The organism is Halomonas sp. 18071143 (assembly GCF_019211725.1).
GTDB classification, from domain to species: Bacteria; Pseudomonadota; Gammaproteobacteria; order Pseudomonadales; family Halomonadaceae; genus Vreelandella; species Vreelandella stevensii.
This window is the reverse complement of sequence record NZ_CP078120.1, coordinates 2,782,040-2,803,206: the sequence shown is the minus strand read 5'-3', so window position 1 is coordinate 2,803,206 and position 21,167 is coordinate 2,782,040. Positions and strand designations below refer to the sequence as shown.

Genomic DNA, 21,167 nt, shown 5'->3' with positions numbered 1-21,167 from the left:
TTGGTGCATGGCAGGCGGCTCGCCAGGAAAGCCTGGCTGGCGCTTGCCACGCACTAACCAAAGGGAAGAACCATGCGGAAAATCAATGACGTGCTCGAGTGGCTGCTGACATGCATGGCCGGCTCGCTGTTCGCGGCCTTTATTCTAACGGTGCTATATCAGGTGGTTGCGCGTAATTACCTGAAGATTTCTGTGTCATGGACCGATGAAGTGGCCATGGCCTGCTTTATCTGGTCGGTGTTCATTGGCGCGGCTGTTGCGCTGCGTAAGCGTAAACACTACGTCGTCGATGCTTTTCCGTCTCGGTTCGTGGTGACCCAGCGCGTATTGAGGCTGTTCGGTAGTGTGGCATGCCTTCCGGTGATCTATGTCCTGATCGTGCATGGCCATGTGCTGGTGGATATGGGGTGGAACCGTCGTTCGGTGGCCCTGGGCACTCCCATGGCTTATGTGTTTGCCGCTATCCCGGTGGCTGGCGTTGCCATGCTGCTGTTTTCTATTGAGACTATTCGCGATGACATTGCCATGCTGCGGTCGGGCAAGCGGGTAGAGAGCACAGAGGCCTCTGAATCATGAGTCCATTGGTTACCCTGATTGGCAGTTTTCTGATTCTGATAGGCTTGAGTGTACCCATTGCATTCGCTATTGGTTTGGCATCCATTGTTACCATCATGCAGTTGGGGCTGCCCCTGACCTCGGTGGTCAACCAGATGTTTGCCAGCATCAACTCCTTTCCCTTGCTGGCCGTTCCCTTTTTTCTTTTGCTGGGACGCTTGATGAATGACGGCGGCATTACCGATCGTCTATTGCGTTTCGCAGACAGTACCGTAGGGCATATCCGTGGCGGCTTGGGCCATATCAACGTCATGGTCTCGATGATGTTCGCCAGCCTGTCGGGTTCGGCGGCTGCCGATACCGCCAGCGTAGGGGCGGTGTTGATACCGGCAATGAAAAAGTCCGGCTATCCCGCCCCTTTCGCCGTAGCTCTCACGGCGGCTTCATCTGTACTGGGAGGTATCATTCCACCTTCCATTCTCATGGTGATCTACGGTGCGTTTGGAAATGTGTCCGTTGGTGCCCTCTTCATGGGAGGTGTATTACCCGGGATTCTCGTGGGCCTGATGCAGATGGGCTACGTCTATTACGTGGCGCGCAAACACGGTATCAAGGCAACGGGTAAGTTCTCTTTTGGCCAGATGGGACGTACTGCCGTGACGGCAGCGCCGCCGATGGTATTGCCGCTCGTGGTGTTGGGGGGGATTACCGCCGGGGTGTTTACAGCCACAGAAGCTGCGTCGGTTGCCGTGTTGGTGGGCATGCTGCTGGCGTTTGTGTTTTATCGCGCCATCCGCTTGCGTCAATTACCGGGCATTCTCGCTGACTCCGTCGTGGCTTTTTCACTACCCATGTTTGCTGTGGCGTCGGCGGGTATCATGGGTTGGCTCATTTCCTATCTGGGTATTGCCCAGGAAGTCGCCAATTTCATTCTCTCGGTGACGCAGTCCCGTGTTGGCATCATGCTGTTGGTGATGTTTTTCATGGTGGTCATCGGCACGGTATTAAGCCCGGTAACGGCAGTGATCATCTTCCTGCCGATCATTCAGGGAATTTGTATTGCAGCCGGTATCAATCAGGTCCATATGGCTCTGGTCGTGGTGCTTTCGCTCACCCTGGGGCTGATTACGCCTCCGTATGGGATCTGCCTACTCATCGCCAGCCAGATTGGTGAAGTGTCCATGCCACGGGCGTTCATTGCCGTATTGCCACTGATTGCCCTGATCATGTCCGTCATTCTGGCGATGATTCTCCTGCCCAGTGTCTTTCTTTTCCTGCCGCAAATGATGTTTCCGAAAGCGTTTTAAGAGGCTTTTGTAACGTTCACTTCAACCGTGAGTACTCTTGGCCTGGTAGATGTTCGGGCCAAGAGTAGCAATATCCTGCTCAGAATCTTCCGCGCTGATGAAAGTCTTTCGTTACCCCGCCGACTGCGGGGTATTGCGTATTTACTATACTTTGTCGCGTTTGGATAGTGATGGGTGTCGAAGATGGTTGGGTTGCGAGGATGCAGCTTTTCAAAACAGATGGTGATTCATGAAAGATAGCAGCAACAGCATGCCATCGCGCAGTGAGAACGTCGTATTGACGCTTCGCGAGTTCAGTGGCGCCTTGGGGGACATGGGAACGCTGCTGCCGCTGATGTTGGGTGCGATTGCGATTGCGGGCATGGCCCCTGGGCCAGTGCTGCTGGGCTTTGCTCTCTTTTACCTGTTCACTGCCGGTTATTATCGGCTTCCTATCCCTGTTCAGCCCATGAAAGCAGTGGCGGCGGCCCTGTTGACGGCAGGCTTGGCGCCGTCCAGCCTGGCGGCTGCCGGTGTCATCATGGGCATAACGCTATTGGTGTTAGGGGTGACGGGCTGGATCAGCAAAGTGGCTCGCCTGGTGCCTCAATCTGTGTTGGCGGGTTTGCAGCTGGGCCTTGGGATCATGTTGGGCATGATGAGTCTGGGCTTGATGGCGTCAGCACCCTGGGTGGCTGGGGCCACGCTAGTGTTACTCGTCGGGCTGATGACGTTCACCCGTTGGCCAGCCGTGTTCATCGCGCTTTTGGCCGCTACGGGGTTGGCATACCTGCTGGGGGAATCGGGAGTCATGATCGAGCCTGGTGGCATGGGCTGGGTGGCTGTACCTTCACTGCCTTCCATGTCGGAGTTGCACGAAGCGCTCTTTAGCCTCGTACTGCCGCAGCTATCCCTGACGTTTACAAATGCCATTCTGTTGACGGCCTTGTTGGCTAGCGATCATTTTGGTGATCGTGCTGCTCATGTGACCCCTGCACGTTTGTCGGTGACCAGTGGGTTGGCCAATACACTGTTGACGCCACTGGGTGCTTTTCCCATGTGCCACGGTGCTGGCGGCGTAACTGCGCATTACCGTTTTGGGGCGCGCAGTGGGGGAGCGCCATTGATGCTTGGTTTGCTGCTGTTGGGGTTGGTGGTGCTGCCGGGCAATGTGGGCCTGACATTACTGTCTTCCATACCGATGGCAGGTTTGGGGGCATTGCTGCTGGTGACTGCCTGGCAGTTGGCCATCACAAAGCGTTTGTTTGACTGTAGAGCGTCGTGTGTGCCGGTCATCGTGGTGACGGCTGCACTGACGGTGTGGGTCAATCCTTTCTGGGGGCTGCTTGCGGGGGGAGTGACGGAGTGGGGGCGCAAAATGGTGCTTCGTCGCTTGAGCGAACGCACTGCCTGACGCCGTTATGGCCCATCGATCCAGTCCATGATGTCCCGTGGACCGAACCATGATGCACGCGGTGGCTTGGGAGGCCGCGAGTGGGCTGACACGCGAAGTGTCGTTCGCGGGGGCTTGAGCCACCCGCGAACGCACTGATGTGCTAGGCGCTTAACCGTTTGAAACACGTTCATCAGGCAGGAACACGCGGCTGTAAGTAGGACGGATCCAGGCATCGCCCCCCTGTTGAAGGCCCAGCGAGCGGTAGCGGTGTTTGCTGAGTTCGGCATGTACGAGGGTTTCGCTGTTATCCGTGCGTAGTTCAAGCCGCACGGTGGGCCCCACGACCGATACCAGTTCTATCCTGGCATGCAGGGCGTCTGCATGTTCCGATCCCGCGAACACCTCGATTTCGTGTGGCCGAACGTAGGCTTGCCCCTGCTCGTTTTTGTACCCTTCGAACTCTGGAGCGGGCAGGTGTACCTCCCCGATCTTGGCGATGCCATCATGCACACGTGCATGGAACAAGTTGACGTTGCCCAGGAACTGATAGACGAACGGATTGGCCGGGTGGTCGTACACGTCTTCTGGTGAACCATCCTGTTCTACGCGGCCTTTGTTCATTACAACAACCCGGTCTGAGACTTCCAGCGCCTCTTCCTGGTCATGGGTCACGAACACGCTGGTCACGTGGATATCGTCGTGTAATCGACGCAGCCAGCGGCGCAGCTCGGCACGCACTTTGGCATCCAGGGCGCCAAACGGTTCATCGAGTAGCAGTACTTTAGGCTCTACCGCCAGAGCACGCGCCAGTGCAATCCGCTGGCGCTGGCCACCCGAGAGCTGATGAGGATAGCGGTGTGCCGTCCAATCGAGCTGTACCAGCTCAAGCAACCGCATGACTTTCTGTTTGATCTCGGCTTTGTTGGGTCGCGTTTTCCGAGGGCGTACCGTCAAGCCATAGGCAACGTTTTGAAACACGGTCATGTGCTTGAACAGGGCGTAGTGCTGGAAAACAAAGCCTACGCCTCGTTCACTGACGTGCAGGTCTGTGGTGTCTTCGCCGTGAAAGCGGATTCTGCCGGTGTCTGGCTGCTCCAGTCCTGCAATGATCCGCAGCAGGGTGGTCTTGCCCGAACCCGAAGGGCCCAGCAGGGCGGTCAGCTCACCATCGCGAAAGGTCAGGCTGACGTTGTCCACGGCCACGAAGTCGCGAAAGTGCTTGTTGACGTGATCGATCTCTATGCTCATGTGTCGTCTCTTGTAACGTAAGCGTTCGTGGTTCAGGCGGCGGAAAGCCGCTGCCGACGCTCTTCTTGCCACTCCACCACGCTCTTGATCGCAATGGTGACCAGGGCCAGGCCCGTGAGCAGAGAAGAGACGGCAAAGGCCGCGGTGAACATGTATTCGTTGTAAAGCACTTCGATATGCAGCGGCATGGTGTTGGTTTCACCACGGATGCGTCCCGACACCACCGCGACAGCGCCAAATTCGCCCATGGCGCGTGCATTACACAGAATCACGCCATAAATAAGGCCCCATTTGATATTGGGCAGTGTCACGTGCCAGAAGGTTTGCCAACCGTTGGCTCCCAGCGTCAGGGAGGCTTCTTCTTCCTCTTTTCCTTGCTGTTGCATGAGCGGAATCAGCTCGCGTGCGATGAAGGGCAGGGTGCCAAAGGCAATCACGATCACGATGCCGGGGACGGCAAAGATGATGCGCAGGTCATGGGCTGACAGCCACGGTCCCAGCCAGCCCTGTGAACCAAACAGGATGACGAAGATCAACCCGACCACCACGGGTGAAATGGCAAAAGGCATATCGATCAGCGAGATCAGGATGGGCTTGCCTCTGAACTCGAATTTGGCAATGGCCCAAGCGGCCGCCACGCCAAACAGCGTATTGAGGGGCACCACGATCGCGACGATCAACAGGGTCAGGCGGATGGCTGACATGGCATCGGGATCGCGAATGGCGTCGTACCACACGCTGATGCCTCGCTCGAAGGCGCCATAAAGCACGACCGAGAGAGGCAGCAACAGAAATAGCGCCACGAAGATCAGCGAGATCGTGATCAAGGTGACACGTATCCAGGCAGGCTCTTCGGTGGCCCTGCGCCAGCGTTTGGCTATGGTGTCGTTGGTATCTATTACAGTGCTTGATGTGGCCACGTCGTAGGCTCCTTTATCCATGGCGTCGGCTTGTCCACCACTGCAGGCCGTTGATCACCAGCAGCATTAGAAAAGCGGCCACCAGCATTACCGTGCCGATGGCAGCAGCGCCGTGGTAGTCGTACTGTTCGGTTTTCGCGACGATGAGAAGCGGTGTGATTTCAGTGCGAAAGGGGATGTTCCCCGAAATGAACACAACGGAACCGTACTCTCCCAAGGCGCGTGCAAACGCCAGCGCGTAGCCGGTCAACAGGGCTGGAAACAGCGCGGGGAAGATCACGCGACGAATCGTGGTGAGCCGGTCGGCCCCCAGGCTCGCTGATGCTTCTTCCAACTCGGCTTCCAGGTCCTCCAGCACGGGCTGCACCGTACGCACCACGAAGGGCAAGCCGATATAGGTCAATGCAATGATGACCCCCAGCTGCGTGTAGGCAACGCGAATACCGAACACGTCCAGGTATTGGCCCACCCAGCCGGTACTGGCATAGAGGGTGACGAGTGCGATGCCTGCAACCGCCGTCGGCAGAGCGAAAGGCAGGTCGACCAGGGCATCGATGAGCCGTTTGCCTGGAAAGCGGTAGCGTACCAATACCCAGGCAAGAAGCGCCCCGAAGACCAGATTGATGGTCGCGGCAATGAGTGATCCACCAAACGAAAGTTTGTAGGAGGCCACGACCTGGCGCTGGGTAATGGCGCTCCAGAAGGTGTCCCAGCTCATGGTCGTGGTGTAAAGAAGAAACGCGCCCACGGGAATGAAAAACACCAGCCCCATGTATAACAGCGTGAAGCCCATGGTGAGCCCAAAGCCGGGTATTACCCGTCGTTTGACCAGCGTAGCCGCCATAATCCCCCCTTGATGTAACGCCAGCAAGGAGCCACCGTGGGCTCCTTGCCAAAGGCCAGAACGAAAGATCAACGCGCGTTGATGTCTTCCAGAATACGGTCAAAAATGCCGCCATCGTTGAAGTGGGTTTCCTGGGCGTGCTGCCATCCCCCCAACGCTTCATCGATGGTGAAGAGCGTCAGTTCAGGGAAGCTATCGCTGTACTCAGCCAAAATGTCCGGATTGCTGGGACGATAGTAGTGCTTGGCTGCCAGATGCTGAGCGTCATCGGTGTAGAGAAACTCCAGGTAGGCTTCTGCCACCTCTCGGGTGCCTTTACGATCCACGTTCGCATCCACGACGGTGACCGGGGGTTCTGCCAGGATACTCTGGGAAGGCACGATGATTTCATATTCGCCTTGCCCCAACTGCTCCACCGATAGGAAAGCTTCGTTTTCCCAGGCAATGAAAACGTCCCCGATGCGACGCTGTACAAAGGTGTTCGTTGCACCGCGCGCTGCTGGGTCCAGAACGGGTACGTTTTCGTATACTTGACGAACGAATTCGTAGGTTTGCTCTTCATCGCCGTCAAACTTGTCCAGTCCATAGCCCCACAGTGCCAGGTAGTTCCAGCGGGCGCCTCCAGACGTTTTGGGGTTTGGCGTAATCACTTCTACGTCGTCACGTACCAGGTCATCCCAGTCTTGAATATTCTTGGGGTTACCGTCACGCACCAGCAGCACGATGGTAGACGTATAAGGAGAGCTGTTGTTGGGAAGGCGTGATTGCCAGTCTTCCGGGATCAGCTCACCGCGCTGGTGGAGAGCATCGACATCGTAGGCCAATGCCAGCGTCACCACATCGGCATCCAGGCCATCGATCACCGCACGACCTTGCGAACCTGAGCCGCCATGAGATTGGCGAACGTTGACCGTCTGGCCATGCTCGGCTTGCCAGTGCTCAGCGAAAATCGTGTTGTACTCGCGGTAAAACTCGCGGGTAGGGTCATAAGAGACGTTGAGCAGCTCGACGCGGTCGCTTTGCGCATGGCTGGGGCTGCTGACCATCACGTCGGCGACCACTGCACTGCTGAACAGTACAGCGGCGGCCAGTTTGGTCAGCGGGTGTGCGTTGGAAAGCGTTTGACGGAATGACAAGGTTGGCATGTTTGCGGCTCCCAGGATGATCATGATGATCGTTTGTTGTGTCGATCAATGGTGTTGATGAACACAGCGTAAGGGAGAGTCGTTATGCAAATTAACCAATAAAAAAAGGATTGCTTATATTCTTTTGTGATTAAAGGGGCCGCCCTGCCAACACGCGCTGAACCGTCTCTTCGTCCAGGTTTTCGCGGCAGAGTTTCAAGAACTGATAGGCATATCCACGCAGGAAGTGGCCACGGCGCAGGGCAAGGTAGGTGGTGTTGCGAGGGAAGAGGGCGCTTGCATCCAGGAGTTTCAATCCTTGATCGCGCTGCTCGTGGTACGCCATGGAGGCAATGAGCCCAACGCCCATTCCCAGCTCTACGTAAGTTTTGATGACGTCTGCATCCAGCGCGGTAAGCACGATGTCCGGGTACACATCCGCTGCAGAAAAGGCGGTATCAATGCGTGCTCGGCCAGTGAAGCCTTCGTGGTAGGTCACGATCGGGTGCTCGGTAATGCGTGCCAGGGTGAGCGGCAGGCCATCGTTGAGGGGGTGTTCCTCAGGCACCACGACTCCATGGTACCAATGGTAGAACGGGAAACAGGCAAACAGCTGCCCCTCCTCGTGCAGTGCCTCTGTGGCGATACCGATATCCACCTTGCCCGCTTTGAGCAGCGAGACGATCTCTTCCGGACTGCACTGATGAAGCTCGAGATGCACTTTGGGAAAGGCCTGTTTGAAACGGGCAATGATCGGTGGCAACGCATAGCGTGCCTGGGTGTGGGTCGTGGCAATGGCCAGGCTGCCCTGGTCTTCGTGGGTGAGCTGATGGGCCGAGCGCTTGAGGTTTTCGACATCGAGTAGGATACGCTCGATGAAGTCCATCAGCGTACTGCCCGCAATGGTAAGCCCAAGAATGCGTTTGCCACGGCGCTCGAAAAGCTCGACGCCGAGCTCTTCTTCCAGATCCCGAATATGTTTACTGGCACCAGATTGCGAGGTGAAAAGGGCGTTGGAAGCCTCGGTCAGGTTGAAATGCTGGCGTACCGTCTCACGCACGATGCGCAGTTGCTGTAAGTTCATAGCGAGCGTTACCCAGTCCATATGTGATTTGATATTCGTGAAAAGAATATTAAATCAATGCTCTTATTCCATAATTATATTTTGCGATATCTTTATCGCTCGCAGCGGAATGGCGCCGCAGGGCAATCAGCCCGTGGTCGTGCGGCGCCGTTGATACAGCCACCATACGTCTACCCCAAAGGAGTAAGCCAGGCTGAGCAGGGCTCCCAGGGCCAGCAGGCTGGCGTAAAGGGGGGAGGTGAAGGGAGTCAGTGCCAACAGGAGTGCCGTGACCTGCCAGACACAGATCAGTTTGCGGCGGAAGCTGTCGTACAACGGCGCCTCTAGCCAGGGCAGCAGCCATCCTGCCGCCACGAAGCCATAGCGCATTGCGCCAATCAGCAATACCCAGGGGCCCAGGGCTTCTGCGCGCATCAGGGCCAGGCATAATAGCAGGATCAGCAGGGCATCCAGCTCCATGTCAAAGCGTGCGCCAAAGGGCGAGTGGCTGTGGGTGCGGCGGGCAATCCAGCCGTCCACGCCGTCCAGCAGCAGGGCAATCACGGCGACACCCAGCCATAGCCCAATGGCCTGTTGAAAGGCGCCGCCCACCAGGGCGCCAGCCACCAGCGACACCAGTACGCCACGCCCGAGGGTGACTCTATTCGCCCAGCCCAGCGCACCGTAGGGCCAAAACAACAGCACTAGCGCGCTCATCACGGCATATAAGCCGGCGGCTAACCACCAGTTGGCGGCACTCGCCATGAGCGGACCCATGAGCCATCCCAAACCGCCCAGTAACAGGCCCCCCAGCAGCAGCTCCAGGCCGCTATGAAGCCGATTGAAGCGTGGCGATTCCGAAGTGTGTGAGGCTGGGGGCATGAAGGCTCTCGAAGCGGCATCGTCATCCGCAGTTGAAATTAGTGGTGCAATAATTTATCAATGTATCATTGTTGTATAGATATGGCGCGCTGCTTGTGCTTTGCTGGTGAGCTGTCGAGCCGCGTCACGAAGGTTAATAAACGTTAATAGACCGTTTTCTTTTCTAAGCTAAGCTATAGGTTAGCCCTTGAAAAGTCGCCAACTCTTGCAAAGGCTTGGGTCAACGCAGGGAACTTGCGCTTCAACGATAAGGAAATGTCATGTCAGTGCCTGATACCGCTCAGGCCTTTTGGGTCACTCGCCCAGGCCACGGTGCAATCCAGTCCGAATCTCTCCCTGCCATGGGCCAGAACGATGTGCGTGTGCGTGCGCTTTACAGCGGCGTCAGTCGAGGCACCGAGTCGCTGGTGTTTCATGGCCGTGTGCCGAGCAGCGAGACCCAGCGTATGCGCGCGCCCTTTCAGGTGGGGGAGTTCCCTGGCCCTGTCAAATATGGGTATTGCAGCGTAGGCCGCGTGACCCATGGCCCTCAGGCGCTGGTCGACCAGACCGTATTTTGTCTTCACCCTCACCAGGACCGCTATATCGTCCCGGGCACCATGGTGGTGCCGGTGCCCGCTGACGTACCGGCTTACCGGGCGGTGCTGGCCGCCAACATGGAAACCGCCATCAACGGCGTGTGGGATGCCAACCCCATGCTGGGTGAACGGGTATGTGTCGTGGGCGGCGGCGTCGTGGGTGCGCTGGTGGCTTACCTGTGCGCGCGTATTGCTGGGGTGCAGGTGCAGCTCATCGATATCAATGGCGAGCGTGAGGCGTTGGCCGATGCCCTGAGGGTGCCGTTTGCCCTGCCGGAGCAGGCCCCTACGGATCAGGATTGCGTGATTCATGCCAGCGGTCATCCTGAGGGCCTGCGCCTGGCCATGTCATTGGTGGGCCAGGAAGGGCGCGTGATCGAAATGAGCTGGTTCGGGGAGGGTGACGTGGCGCTGCCCCTGGGCGGCGCGTTCCATTCCCAACGCTTGACCCTGCGCGCCAGCCAGGTGGGCCAACTGCCTGCCAAGCTGCAACCTCGCTGGAACTACCAGCGTCGCCTGGCCCTGGCGTTGCGCCTGCTGGCCGACCCGACGCTGGATGTCTTGATCAGCGGTGAGAGCAATTTCATGGACTTGCCTGCCCTGGCGCCGGCGTTGTTTGGCCCGGGCAGCAAGGCATTGTGCCATCGCATTCGTTACCCCGTTCAGGATGAACCTGAATAACCCAAGGAGTTGCCATGTACCGTTTATGTGTTCGTGACCATTTCATGATTGCCCATAGCTTCAAAGGGGAGATATTCGGCCCTGCGCAGCGTACCCATGGGGCAACGTATGTGGTGGATGTCATCTTTCAGCGCCCCGCGCTGGATGAAGATGGCCTGGTCATCGATATCGGGCTGGCCAGTGAAACCGTCAAGGAAGTGTTGGCGGGATACAACTACCGCAATCTGGACGAGGTGAGCGAGTTTACCGGCCAGAACACCACCACCGAATTCATGGCCAAGGTGATTTTCGACCAGCTGGCCGAAGCGATTCGTGGCGGCAGGATGGGGGAGACTGCCAAGGGGCTGACTCGCATGGAAATCAAGCTGCATGAATCCCATGTGGCCTGGGCAAGCTACGAAGGCGAGCTATGAGCCAACGATTTACCCTGATCGTGGCCGGCGACCCTGGCCAGCGTACTGGCGGCTATCTCTATGATGCCCGCATCGTGGAGGCGCTGCGCGAGCAGGGCCACCAGGTGACGGTGGTGGGCCTGGAAGGGTGCTTCCCGTTGGCCGATGAGGTCGCGGCGAGCGCCCTGGCCCACGCGCTGGAGCAGCAGGCGTCAGGCGCCCGAGTGATACTCGATGGCCTGGCCGTAGGTGCGCTGCCCGACGTGGTCGCACGACATGCCAACAGGCTAGACCTGACCGCGCTGCTGCATCACCCGCTGGGGGATGAGCAGGGGCTGTCCAGCGATGAGCAGCAGCATCTGCACCGCAGTGAGCTGACGGGGCTTGGCGGCGTGGCGCGTATCATCGTGACCAGCCGTTTCACCGCGCGGCGCTTGAAGGCGCTGGCCGAGCAGTACGCCGTGCCGATCACTGCGCCGATCAGCGTGGTGGAGCCTGGCGTGGCGCATGCCCCTATCAGCCCGGCGCCGCGTGAGGGTGAACCCCTGCGCTTGCTGTGCGTTGCCACCCTGACGCCACGCAAGGGGCAGGACGTGCTGGTGAAGGCGCTGGCAGGGCTGACCCATCTGTCCTGGCAGTGTGACTGCTATGGTGCCGAGCGAGACGCCGAGTTCAGCGCCAGCGTTCGCCAGCGCGTGGAAGAGCATCACCTGGGCGAGCGCATCGCGCTGCACGGTGAGTGTGATGCCGCCACCCTGGAAGCTGCCTATCACCGGGCTCACGCGCTGGTACTGCCCTCCTGGTACGAAGGTTACGGCATGGTGGTGACCGAAGCTTTGGCCCATGGCCTGCCCGTGATCACCACCACCGGTGGCGCCTTGCGCGATACGCTACCCGAAGGCGCTGGCTTGAGCGTTGCGCCTGGCGATGTGCCCGCATTGCAGGCGGCGCTGGAGCAGTTCTGCAGTGACCAGGCCCTACGCACGGCGCTGCGGGCAGGCGCTGCGGTCGCACGCGGAGAACTCAATGACTGGCAGGCGGCGGGTGCGCAGTTTGCCAGCGCGCTGAACATGGGGGTCGCGCCGAACATGACCGCAGGCAGCCAGTTTGCGGCCAGTTGGCTCAGCCAGCGCGAGCGCGTGGATAGCCAGTCGCGCAGCAGCGCGCTGGTAGCAGGTTTGAATGCCTGGCTAGCCAACCGTGACAGCGTCACCCTGGCAGATTTGGGCTGTGGGCGGGGCAGCAACGTACAGTTTTTGGTGCCCCGGCTGAGCATTCCTCAGCGCTGGGCGTTGTTCGACCACGACCCTGAATTGCTCAAGGAAGCCCGTGGCCGTGCCATGCAGCTCCACGATGCCCGTGGCCAGCCCGTCCAGGTGGCAACCCACTGCACCTCGCTGGCGACGCTGGCGCACTCTGCCTTGCTGGAAGCCGATGTGGTCAGTGCCTCGGCGCTCATCGATCTGGTCTCCCAGCCGTGGATCGATGCGCTGGCCGCCCAGTGCGCCGAGCAGCGGCAGGCGCTGCTGGTCAGTCTCAGCGTGACGGGGGAGTGGTGCTTCATCGATGCGGAGCACCAGCCACTCGATCACCCCGAAGATCGCTTCGTACGGGGCCTGTTCAATGCCCACCAGCAGCGTGACAAGGGGCTGGGCGAGGCGCTAGGAGGCCACGCCCATGCGGCGCTCGCGGAGGCGCTCAAGCGCCGGGGGTATAGCCTTGAAGAGGCTGCCACGCCTTGGCAACTGGCCGCAGGAGACACCACCCATGAGCCGCTGATTCGCTCGCTCATAGAGGGCTGGGCCGCCGCCGCCACGGAGCAGGCGCCGGAAGCGGCCACGCGTATTGCCGAATGGCGCACGGCCAGGCTGGACGCCGTGGAGCGTGGCCAATGGGGTGTGTGGGTAGGCCATCACGATCTGCTGGCACTGCCAGCGGTGGCGGGGTAGCAGAGTGCTCGCGCGTGGCTGGCGTGCGCCCTGGGTACGACGTTGCCTGGTCAGCGGCATGCTGCTGCTGGCGCTCGCCTTGTGGGTCGAACCTGCCGATATCATGGCCGAAGTGCAGCGCTTCTCGCTGGGCTGGATGGCTCTGGCGCTGGCCATCAGCGTGCTGCAAGTCATGCTCAGTGCGTGGCGCTGGCAGCTCACGGCGGGGCTGATCGGCGTGCCGCTGCGTTTTGGCTACGCCCTGCGTGAATACTACCTGGCGCTGTTGGTCAATCAGCTGCTGCCAGGCGGGGTGCTTGGAGATGCCGGGCGCGCGCACCGCCATGCGGGCCAGGCCACTTCTCGTGGCAGCGCCTGGCGGGCGGTGGTGATCGAGCGCGCGTCTGGTCAGGTGGCCGTGGCGCTGCTCACGCTGGCAGCGCTGCTGGCATCGCCGCTGTGGCACGCTGCGCTGGGCCCTACGGTGTTGATGTCATTGGCGGCTGGCGCCCTATTTGGCCTGGCAGGACTGGCGCTGCTGATACATTGGACGCGTCGCCAACGGCTGGCGCTACCGCGCTGGTGCCAAACGCTGGGGCGCGATCTGCGCCGGGGGCTGTTTCAGCGTCGCGTATGGCCCCTGCAACTGGGCTCGTCGCTGACCATCGTGATCAGCTATGGCCTGGTCATGCTGTGCGCGGCCAGGGCCATCGGTAGTCCGATACCTGCCTTTGAACTGCTGGCGTTGGCACCGGTACTGCTGCTTTCCATGCTGGTGCCGCTCTCGGTAGCCGGGTGGGGCGTACGCGAAGGCGCCGCAGCAGGTTTATGGATGCTGGTGGGCATGCCGCCTGCGCAGGGTGTGGCCATTTCGCTGGCGTATGGCGTGCTGGTGCTGCTGTCCAGCCTGCCGGGGATCCCCGTGGCACTGGCTCGGCGCGGTCAAGCGAGCCCGGCAGGCCCTCCGGCCTCTTCGGCTTCGGGTGGTGGGGTCATGGGGGCTGCCGAGTCAGGAGCGGCGCAGCTCGACGTCGAACAGCGTGTCGGCGCCGCATCGGAACGAGCGCATCGTGGGGCGCAGCGCCTGCTCCAGGGTGTCGATGGGGGTCATCACCAGCCCGGGCCGCCCCGAACCAATCAACAGCGGGGCCACCAGCAGGTGCAGGCGATCCACGGCCTGGGCTTCGATGAACTGAGAAATGGTGATGCCGCCACCTTCCACCAGAACGCGGTGTAATCCGCGCTCTGCCAGCAGTGCAATGACATCGTGGGGTTGAAATTGCCCATGGGCATTCAGCGGCAGGCAGCACTGCTCGGCAGCGCTGTTCAGCGGGGCTACCTGAGGTCCGGTGATGTGCAGCGTCGCCACGTCGCCTGGTTGAAACAGCGCCAATGTGGTGGGCACGCGACCGCGCGGGTCCAGCACCACGCGAACCGGGTTGGGCCCATCGACATGGCGCACGGTGAGCTGGGGGTTGTCGGCCACAGCGGTGCCGGCGCCCACCACCACGGCATCGGCCAGGGCGCGCAGCCGGTGCAGGTGCACCAGGCTTTCAGGGCCGTTGATGTAGTGGGAATGGCCGCTTTCCGTGGCCATACGCCCATCCAAACTCTGGCCCAGCTGCGCGACCACCCATTGGGGCCTGGCGGCCAGCGGGGTCAGGCAATCGAGCCACTGCTGAACGTCCGGCCCAGCGGCCTGTGGCGTCTGGGCCTCAGGGGGAAGAGTAGACGCCTCGGTCATGCGCTGTGCCGTGGCACTCAACGCGATCAACCATTCCCAGGCAGCCTCATCATCGAGGGCCGGGGAGTATCGAGCAGAAGAACTGGAGTCGGGCATAACGCTTCCCTATTGGATACACCCACTGATCATGCGGGGCCAGGTAGCGCAACGCAAGTGACCTTTGTTCAGACGACCAGGCAATCCGGAGGCCTACATGTATCACATTGAACGCGCCATTTTTGATATTCGCCGTGGTTTACCTGTCGTGATTCGCAGTGGTGAGCAGCGCTTGCTGGTGCAGGCGCTGGAGGGTAGCCGCTCGGTGGCGGCGCTGGCGGCGCTGGCGGCGCTATCGGGCTCACGTCCGGCCATGGTGCTGACCCGCCATCGGCTGGAGGCCATGGGGTTGTCGCTCAAGGCCGACGCTGCCTGCCTGCCACTGGCCGAACAGATCGGCGAGCATGAGCTGCACCAGCTGGCCCTGGCGCCTGGCCAGGCGCGTTCGAGCGCGCTGCTGAGCGGCTTGAAGCCTGCAGGCGCGGCCGAGCGCGGTGCCGTCACCCTGATGCGCCGGGCGCTGCTGGTGCCTGCGGCCCTCACCGCCGAGGTGAGCGAGCAGGCCAGCCATGCTGTGGCCGAGCAGGTGCGCCAGGGGCAGCTGCTGGAAGTCAGTGCCGAAGAAGCCCTGCAGTGTCTGGCCGGTGCGCCGGGCATGCTCAAGCGGGTCAGTGAAGCCAACATACCGCTGGAAGACACGCCGCATAGCCGCTTCGTGCTGTTTCGCGAGCCCGATGGCCTGCGTGAGCACGTGGCAGTGGTGATCGGCCAGCCCGAAGCCCAGCAAGGCCCCGTGCCGCTACGCATGCACTCTGCCTGTTTGACCGGTGACCTGTTCGGTAGCTTGCGCTGTGACTGCGGTGAGCAGTTGCGTAATGCCGTGGCCGATATCCAGGGGATGGGCGGTGGCGTGCTGCTGTATTTGGCCCAGGAAGGGCGGGGCATCGGCCTGGCCAACAAGCTGCGCGCCTATACCCTGCAAGACAGTGGCCTGGATACCGTGGACGCCGACCAGGTGCTGGGGTTTGGCGACGATGAGCGGCAGTACGCGGTGGCGGTGGATATGCTCAATGCGCTGTCGATTCATCAGGTACAGCTATTGACCAACAACCCGCTGAAAATGTCGGCCCTGCGGGAAGGGGGGATCGAGGTCGTCTCGCGTCAGGCCCTGTATGGCAGCGTGACCGACCACAACCATCGCTACCTGAGTGCCAAGGCCAACCGGGCCGGACATTTTCTGGACGACGTGCTGGAGAGCCGTGGCCACTGAAATATCAGGCGTCAACCGCTGAACACTTAATCGTTGCCGCTGAGCCAGCATCCGGCCAGCGGCATTTTATGGTCAAGAGAGTCAGTTCAGGGCGGGCAGTCGAGTGGTTTCTTCCACCACGCGGGCCAGCAGGCCCGCATAGTGGCGCACCAATCGTTCGCCCAGGTCGGCGCTGGCGCCATGGGCATCGCCCGCCACTCCGTGGGGGCTCAGGTCCTCTGCCAACCAGGCATAGGCCGCGCTGCCTTCGGCGCCCAGCAGGCCACCTTCGGGAGGCGTGGCGGGGGGCGTGGGCGTATACCCTTCGGTGTCTACCCACTGAGGGGCCAGGTGCAGCATCATCGAGGTCTCCAGCAGCCCTCCGTGCAGCCCATGGCGCAGCTCATCGGCGGCCAGGGCACCTTCCAGCGGCGGCAGCCGAGTATAGGTCGCCTTGACCACGCGCATGGCGTGGCGCTGGCGCAGGGTCAGGGCCGCCAGGTCCATCACGGCTTTGTTGCCGCCATGGCTGTTGATCATCATCAGCTTGTGGATGCCCGCCCGGGCAACGCTGTCGCCGTAGGCTTCCAACGCCTCGATGGCCAGCCTGGCGGGCAGGCTCAGGGTGCCTGAAAAGCTGGCGTGCTCATCGCTGGCTCCGATGGCCATGGGGGGCAGGCAAAGCACCTCGATGTCGTCGGGGAGCTGCGCCAGCATGGCCGCCTGCAGGCCCTCGCCGATTATCAGGTCGGTGCCCAGGGGCAGGTGGGTGCCGTGCTGCTCGATGGCGCCCAGCGTGATAAGGGCGATGGGCTGGCGCTGGGCCAGGGCCTGAAGTTTGGGCGCGGTCAGGTGTTGCCATTCATGAACCATAACAGTCTCTTCAAGGGTGATCAGTACGGCTGAGTGCTAGGCGTCGGTCAGTATCGGATGGTCGTGGCGGCAGGCGTAGATATCCCCCGACGCCAACTGTCCCGCTCCCTGGGCGAGCCATTGTTGCATGGCCTCTGGGGTTAGCCACTGCTCGAAGAGGAATCGGCGGCGCTCGCCTGCAATGGCGTTGAAGCGATACTCCCCCAGCCGCTGTATCTCTGCCAGGCAGGCATGGCTGACCTCCAGCATGCCCGCAACGAACTCCACGGAGAGGGCCGCAACGGGGTGATGGAGCCCCTGCAGTACCTCGGCCTCGAAGCCTTCCACGTCGATCTTGATAAAGCGCGGGGTGCCATAACGTTCGATCAGTGCGTCCAGAGTGGTCATGTCGACCTGCAGAGTCTGCTCCCAGCGCACGTGATGAAAGCCGGGGTTGCGCTCGCCTACCTGATGGCGCCAGTCGTTGGCCAGCGTGGACAGGGTGGGGTTGCCTTCGCTGATGGCGATCTCGGCGACGCCGAGCCGAGGCCCCACGGCCAGCGGCAGCAGGGTGATGTCAGGGCGTTTCAGCAAGCGCTGAAACCACTTGGCTAACGCTGGCTGGGGCTCCAGAGCAATGACCCTGGCCCCCAGAGCTTGAAATGCTGCACTGCGATCTCCTAGGTGTGCACCCACATCGAAGGCAATGTCGCCAGGCGCGATGAAGGGGCGATAAAGGCGTTGCAGGCTGCGCTGCCGCCCCGGCCGCCAGTAAATGAACAGCGAGCGAGCCATGCCGCCTGCGCGGCGCAGCGGTGCCAGGGTCAATGAAGGCATTTAATGAGGCTCCTTGGCACGGGAAGCGGCGTTTCGGCGCGAGGACAAGGCCTTCAACGGTTGGCTGGGCATGTCACCGAACTGCTCCCGTGGCGGCTGGTTGGGGGTGGCCGAGCCACTGACGATCAGACGTTGGGAATGACGTGCGCACAGGTCGGCGAAGTCTTGCAGCAGGGGTGGGGTCGGGCAGCCGGTGGGGATATGCAGCAACCCCAGCCGTTGGCTGGCCATCCCGCCCCAGGTGCCGCTGCTGGAGTACTTCACCAGCGGGGCTGCCGCGACCAGGCCAAGCCAGGCTGGTGTCAGCCAGCCAAAGGCCGAGGGTGAAAAAAGGATCATCAAGCCTGCCCAGAGGCTGCCGCACAGCGTCATCCAGCCAGTGTGCCGCCAGCTTTCCCGCCAGCTCAGCGAGCGCTCGCCCCGATGCTGGGTCTGCCAATCGATGGCGCGCCCGATCAACACATTGATGATGAACAGGCTATGCCACGCCATCATCAACGGTGCGATCAGGGCGGCGAAGAGCATTTCCAGCAGCGTCCTGGTGATGAGAGCCAGGCGGCCATTGAAGGCGCGGGGGGCTTGCCACAGCGCCAGCACAAGGCCGAGTATCTTGGGCGCCAGCAGCATGCCGAGCGTCACGCTGAGCAGGCCAAGGGAGAGACTGTGCGGCAAGAGCGGAGGCGCGCCGTTGTCGATGGCCTGATAACCCACCATGAAGCTTGTGCACAGCAAGAGCCCAAGCCATACCAGCGATGAGAGATAAGCGAAGGCACCAAACAGAAAGTGCAATCGGCTAATCGGGTGAAACCCGGCACCGGTCAGCAGCCGAAGGTGCTGGAGGTTGCCCTGCAGCCAGCGCCGATCACGCTTGGCAAAATCCAGCAGGTTGCTGGGCATCGCTTCGAGGCTGTGATTGCCTGCCAAGGGCAGGGGCGAGGCGGTGGAGGCCGTGGCCGAGGTATCCAGCAGCACTTGCCAGCCGCCCCGCTTGAGGAGGGCGGCCTCGACAAAGTCGTGGCTCAATAATTCACCGCCCAACGGGGGTTTGCCAGGCAGGGTCGGCAACCCGGCATGGGCCATGAAGGCATGGGTGCGGATAATGGCGTTGTGCCCCCAGTAGTTGGCGGCGTCGCCCTGCCAGAAACTTTGACCTGCCGCCAGCATGGGGCTGTACAGCGCCGACGCAAACTGAATGAAGCGCCCGAACAGGGTGCGCTGACCTACCGGCAAGGGGACGGTCTGGATCAGTCCTACGCCCGCGTAGCGCTGCATCTGATGCACCAGATGCAGCATGGTGGTGCCGCTCATCAGACTGTCGGCATCCAGCACGACCATGTAGTCGTAGCGCCGCCCCCAGCGACGGCAAAACTCGGCAATATTGCCCGCCTTGCGGCCGCGATTGTTGGGGCGCCGCCGATAGTGCACGGCTACCTGGCCAGCCAGCCGCTGCTGCAGGGCGGCCACATGGGCGGCCTCTTCGGCCGCCTGGTCAGCCTGCTGCGTGTCGCTGAGGATGAACACCTCGAAATGCGCCTGTAACGGGGTGGCTGCATAGCGAGGGTTGCTGCTCATTTCCTGGAGCAGCGAGCGACAGGTGGCTTCGAGACCGGCCAGGGTGGGGATGGGGGGCTCGGCATAAATCGGCATGATCAAAGCCGTTTTGCTGGATAGCGCATTGAGGGCTGGCCCATGAGACTGCCGTTTCAAGGTCAGAGGATCCAGCCGCAGGCTACACAAGATGAAGCCGCATACCGCTCCCCAGAAGGCCAGCGCAATCCAGCTGAAGGTCAGCCCAAACAGCACCAGCATGACGATGCGCCAACCGAGCGCCAGGTTGGCGACCACGTTGGCCATGACCATGCAGCCAACCACGCTGGTGCCGATGACCAGCGTGGCCAGCAGCGTACGGCGGGCATTCAGCCAGGGAATGAGGGGGCCAAGAGACGTCGAACTAGGCATCGGGATACCATACGTAGTTCCAGCTCTCGGTCAGTGGCTCCCCGTCGTGGGTCAGGCGCAGGCGTATATCGCTGGGGCGATCGGAGGGCAAGCGGAAGGTGGCCCGCCAGCCATGGTCGGGTAGCCGCTTCACTTGGGGAAGCTGGGCTTCGCCGTCCAGTACGCTGATGTCCAGCTCCGGTACGACATCCTCGGCCAGCGTTTCCAGGGGGCCGCCCATGAAGTCGACCACCAGCTGGCGCTGGTCGGCAGACGCAGAATCGGCTTCGCCAGGGACGGCAGCACTGCCTTGGCGCGTGCGAATCACGCGGCCCAGAGCATGCTGCTCGGGCTGAGTGTTCAGCGTATAGGTGCGGTAGTGAAGCCTGCGTGATTCACCCGCCTTCAGTGGCGCATCGGCTACCCAGTAGGCAACGATATTGTCGTGGGTTTCATCCGGCGTGGGGATCTCGACCAGCTCGACATGGCCCTCCCCCCATTCGCCAATCGGTTCGACCCATTGGCTGGGGCGACGATGATAGTGAGCTTCCAGATCCAGATAACGATCGAAGTGGCGCTCTCGCTGCATCAGGCCAAACCCTTGTGGATCATGGTCCATGAACGCGGAGATACGCAGGGCCGAGGGGTTTTGCAGCGGGCGCCATATCCACTCATCCTGGCCGGTGTGAACCAGTAGCCCATCCGAGTCGTGTACCTGAGGGCGAAAGTCGTCGGGTCGTTGAGCCGTTGCCTCCCCAAAGGTGAACATGCTGGTCAGTGGGGCAACCCCCAGCTTGGCCACGTCGCTGCGAGCAAACAGTTCGGCTTCCACCTCGGCTTCGGTCTGTTCACCGGGTGTCAGCGTGATGCGATAGGCGCCGTTCAGCGATGGGCTATCCAGTAGCGCCATGAGCGTAACACTCTCGTCATCCTGCTCGGGCTTGACCAGCCAGAATTCACGAAACGCCGGAAACTCCTCCCCCCGCTCGGAGGCGGTATCGATTGCCAGGCCCCGTGTGGAGAGCCCGTAGGCTTGCCCCTGGCCTACCAGCCTGAAGTAGCTGGCGCCGAGAAACACCGCAAATTCGTCCGCGTAGTCCGGGTCGTTGATAGGGTAGTGGAGCCTGAAACCGGCATGACCGCTGCTGCTCAGGTCGTGCTCCAGCAGTTCACTGGCCGCACCGTCGTAGGTGAAGTCCTGTTTGTTGAAGGCCAGGGGAGACAAGGTCTCACCATCCAGCACATTCAGGGTAACCGGCGTTTGAAACAGAAAGCCGCTATGAAAAAGCTGTAGGCTGAACGGGCTTTCGTCTTTCCAGTAGGCGCGCTCCGGGTTGAAGCGAATCTGCCGATATCCGTCGTAGTCCAGTGATTGCAGCGCCTCCGGCAGGGTGGCTTTGGGTGCCTGATAGGGCGCATCGGCCAGCTGCTGGGCCTGCGCTATGATAGCCTCGAAAAGTACTTGTTCCTGGCTGGCCATGGCTGAGGCAGAGCACAACCAGCTCAACGACATCATCCAGCTTGCAGCGGTACGACGGCCCATGATCGAGTTCCTTTCGTGGTCAACCCAAAGACGACAGCACAATGTGATATGAAATAATTAAACAAAAGCTG

The 21,167-nt window shown here is 61.1% G+C and carries 18 protein-coding genes and 1 pseudogene; 8 read left to right on the top strand and 11 right to left on the bottom strand.

Annotated elements, in window-relative coordinates:
• Window positions 1–72: 72 nt before the first annotated feature.
• The 3 genes from KVY02_RS13140 (at window position 73) to KVY02_RS13130 (ending at window position 3,255) form a co-directional block, all read left to right on the top strand.
• Window positions 73–576, top strand: a complete 504-nt coding sequence (locus KVY02_RS13140) for a TRAP transporter small permease (protein ID WP_016914626.1) — start codon at window positions 73–75, stop codon at window positions 574–576.
• Window positions 573–1,862 carry a TRAP transporter large permease gene (locus KVY02_RS13135; protein ID WP_026001793.1) on the top strand — a complete coding sequence of 430 codons (1,290 nt, stop codon included), beginning with the start codon at window positions 573–575 and terminating at the stop codon, window positions 1,860–1,862. Before KVY02_RS13140 ends, KVY02_RS13135 begins: the two co-directional genes overlap by 4 nt.
• 229 nt (window positions 1,863–2,091) lie before the next feature.
• Window positions 2,092–3,255, top strand: a complete 1,164-nt coding sequence (locus tag KVY02_RS13130) for a putative sulfate/molybdate transporter (RefSeq protein WP_256357491.1) — start codon at window positions 2,092–2,094, stop codon at window positions 3,253–3,255.
• 150 nt (window positions 3,256–3,405) lie between these two features.
• Here KVY02_RS13130 and KVY02_RS13125 read toward each other — a convergent pair whose 3' ends face one another.
• From KVY02_RS13125 to KVY02_RS13100, 6 genes are all read right to left on the bottom strand, one after another.
• The gene (locus KVY02_RS13125; protein WP_016914622.1) at window positions 3,406–4,485 is read right to left on the bottom strand and encodes a sulfate/molybdate ABC transporter ATP-binding protein; all 1,080 of its coding nucleotides are present in this window, start codon (window positions 4,483–4,485) and stop codon (window positions 3,406–3,408) included.
• Between the two features lie 32 nt (window positions 4,486–4,517).
• Window positions 4,518–5,384: a sulfate ABC transporter permease subunit CysW gene (gene cysW / locus KVY02_RS13120; RefSeq protein ID WP_371317429.1), complete on the bottom strand. Its 867-nt coding sequence runs from the start codon at window positions 5,382–5,384 to the stop codon at window positions 4,518–4,520.
• Between the two features lie 34 nt (window positions 5,385–5,418).
• Complete coding sequence (gene cysT / locus KVY02_RS13115; protein WP_096922510.1) at window positions 5,419–6,249, bottom strand: sulfate ABC transporter permease subunit CysT; 831 nt, start codon at window positions 6,247–6,249, stop codon at window positions 5,419–5,421.
• A gap of 68 nt (window positions 6,250–6,317) precedes the next feature.
• Window positions 6,318–7,394: a sulfate ABC transporter substrate-binding protein gene (locus tag KVY02_RS13110; protein ID WP_305729923.1), complete on the bottom strand. Its 1,077-nt coding sequence runs from the start codon at window positions 7,392–7,394 to the stop codon at window positions 6,318–6,320.
• A 130-nt stretch (window positions 7,395–7,524) separates the two neighbouring features.
• Entirely contained in the window at window positions 7,525–8,457 is a 933-nt protein-coding gene (locus tag KVY02_RS13105; RefSeq protein WP_016914618.1) for a CysB family HTH-type transcriptional regulator, read from the bottom strand.
• 126 nt (window positions 8,458–8,583) lie between these two features.
• Window positions 8,584–9,318, bottom strand: a complete 735-nt coding sequence (locus KVY02_RS13100; protein WP_218313651.1) for a CDP-alcohol phosphatidyltransferase family protein — start codon at window positions 9,316–9,318, stop codon at window positions 8,584–8,586.
• A gap of 260 nt (window positions 9,319–9,578) precedes the next feature.
• Here KVY02_RS13100 and KVY02_RS13095 point away from each other — a divergent pair, with 260 nt between their 5' ends.
• From KVY02_RS13095 to KVY02_RS18350, 4 genes and pseudogenes are all read left to right on the top strand, one after another.
• On the top strand, window positions 9,579–10,577 hold the full coding sequence (locus KVY02_RS13095) for a zinc-dependent alcohol dehydrogenase (RefSeq protein ID WP_218313650.1): 999 nt from the start codon (window positions 9,579–9,581) through the stop codon (window positions 10,575–10,577).
• Between the two features lie 14 nt (window positions 10,578–10,591).
• Window positions 10,592–10,990: a 6-pyruvoyl trahydropterin synthase family protein gene (locus KVY02_RS13090; RefSeq protein WP_016914615.1), complete on the top strand. Its 399-nt coding sequence runs from the start codon at window positions 10,592–10,594 to the stop codon at window positions 10,988–10,990.
• Window positions 10,987–12,918, top strand: a complete 1,932-nt coding sequence (locus KVY02_RS13085) for a glycosyltransferase family 4 protein (RefSeq protein ID WP_218313649.1) — start codon at window positions 10,987–10,989, stop codon at window positions 12,916–12,918. Before KVY02_RS13090 ends, KVY02_RS13085 begins: the two co-directional genes overlap by 4 nt.
• 58 nt (window positions 12,919–12,976) lie before the next feature.
• Window positions 12,977–13,744, top strand: a pseudogene (locus KVY02_RS18350) (lysylphosphatidylglycerol synthase transmembrane domain-containing protein); the annotation flags it as partial.
• A 162-nt stretch (window positions 13,745–13,906) separates the two neighbouring features.
• Here the strand turns inward: KVY02_RS18350 and KVY02_RS18345 are convergent.
• Window positions 13,907–14,737: a RibD family protein gene (locus tag KVY02_RS18345; protein WP_256357490.1), complete on the bottom strand. Its 831-nt coding sequence runs from the start codon at window positions 14,735–14,737 to the stop codon at window positions 13,907–13,909.
• Window positions 14,738–14,834: 97 nt separating this feature from the next.
• On the opposite strand from KVY02_RS18345, the gene ribA reads away from it, so the two are divergent.
• Entirely contained in the window at window positions 14,835–15,947 is a 1,113-nt protein-coding gene (gene ribA, locus KVY02_RS13075; RefSeq protein ID WP_100731642.1) for a GTP cyclohydrolase II RibA, read from the top strand.
• A gap of 81 nt (window positions 15,948–16,028) precedes the next feature.
• Here the strand turns inward: ribA and KVY02_RS13070 are convergent, their stop codons facing one another.
• Genes KVY02_RS13070 through KVY02_RS13055 form a run of 4 tightly spaced genes read right to left on the bottom strand, consistent with a single transcriptional unit; the run spans window position 16,029 to window position 21,096 of the window.
• Window positions 16,029–16,799 (bottom strand): creatininase family protein, encoded by a 771-nt coding sequence (locus KVY02_RS13070; protein ID WP_081195542.1) that lies wholly within the window; start codon window positions 16,797–16,799, stop codon window positions 16,029–16,031.
• A 36-nt stretch (window positions 16,800–16,835) separates the two neighbouring features.
• Window positions 16,836–17,615: an FkbM family methyltransferase gene (locus KVY02_RS13065; protein WP_100731641.1), complete on the bottom strand. Its 780-nt coding sequence runs from the start codon at window positions 17,613–17,615 to the stop codon at window positions 16,836–16,838.
• The gene (gene mdoH / locus KVY02_RS13060; protein ID WP_218313648.1) at window positions 17,616–19,574 is read right to left on the bottom strand and encodes a glucans biosynthesis glucosyltransferase MdoH; all 1,959 of its coding nucleotides are present in this window, start codon (window positions 19,572–19,574) and stop codon (window positions 17,616–17,618) included.
• Entirely contained in the window at window positions 19,567–21,096 is a 1,530-nt protein-coding gene (locus KVY02_RS13055; RefSeq protein WP_218313647.1) for a glucan biosynthesis protein, read from the bottom strand. The genes mdoH and KVY02_RS13055 overlap by 8 nt, the downstream gene beginning before the upstream one ends.
• Window positions 21,097–21,167: the final 71 nt, after the last annotated feature.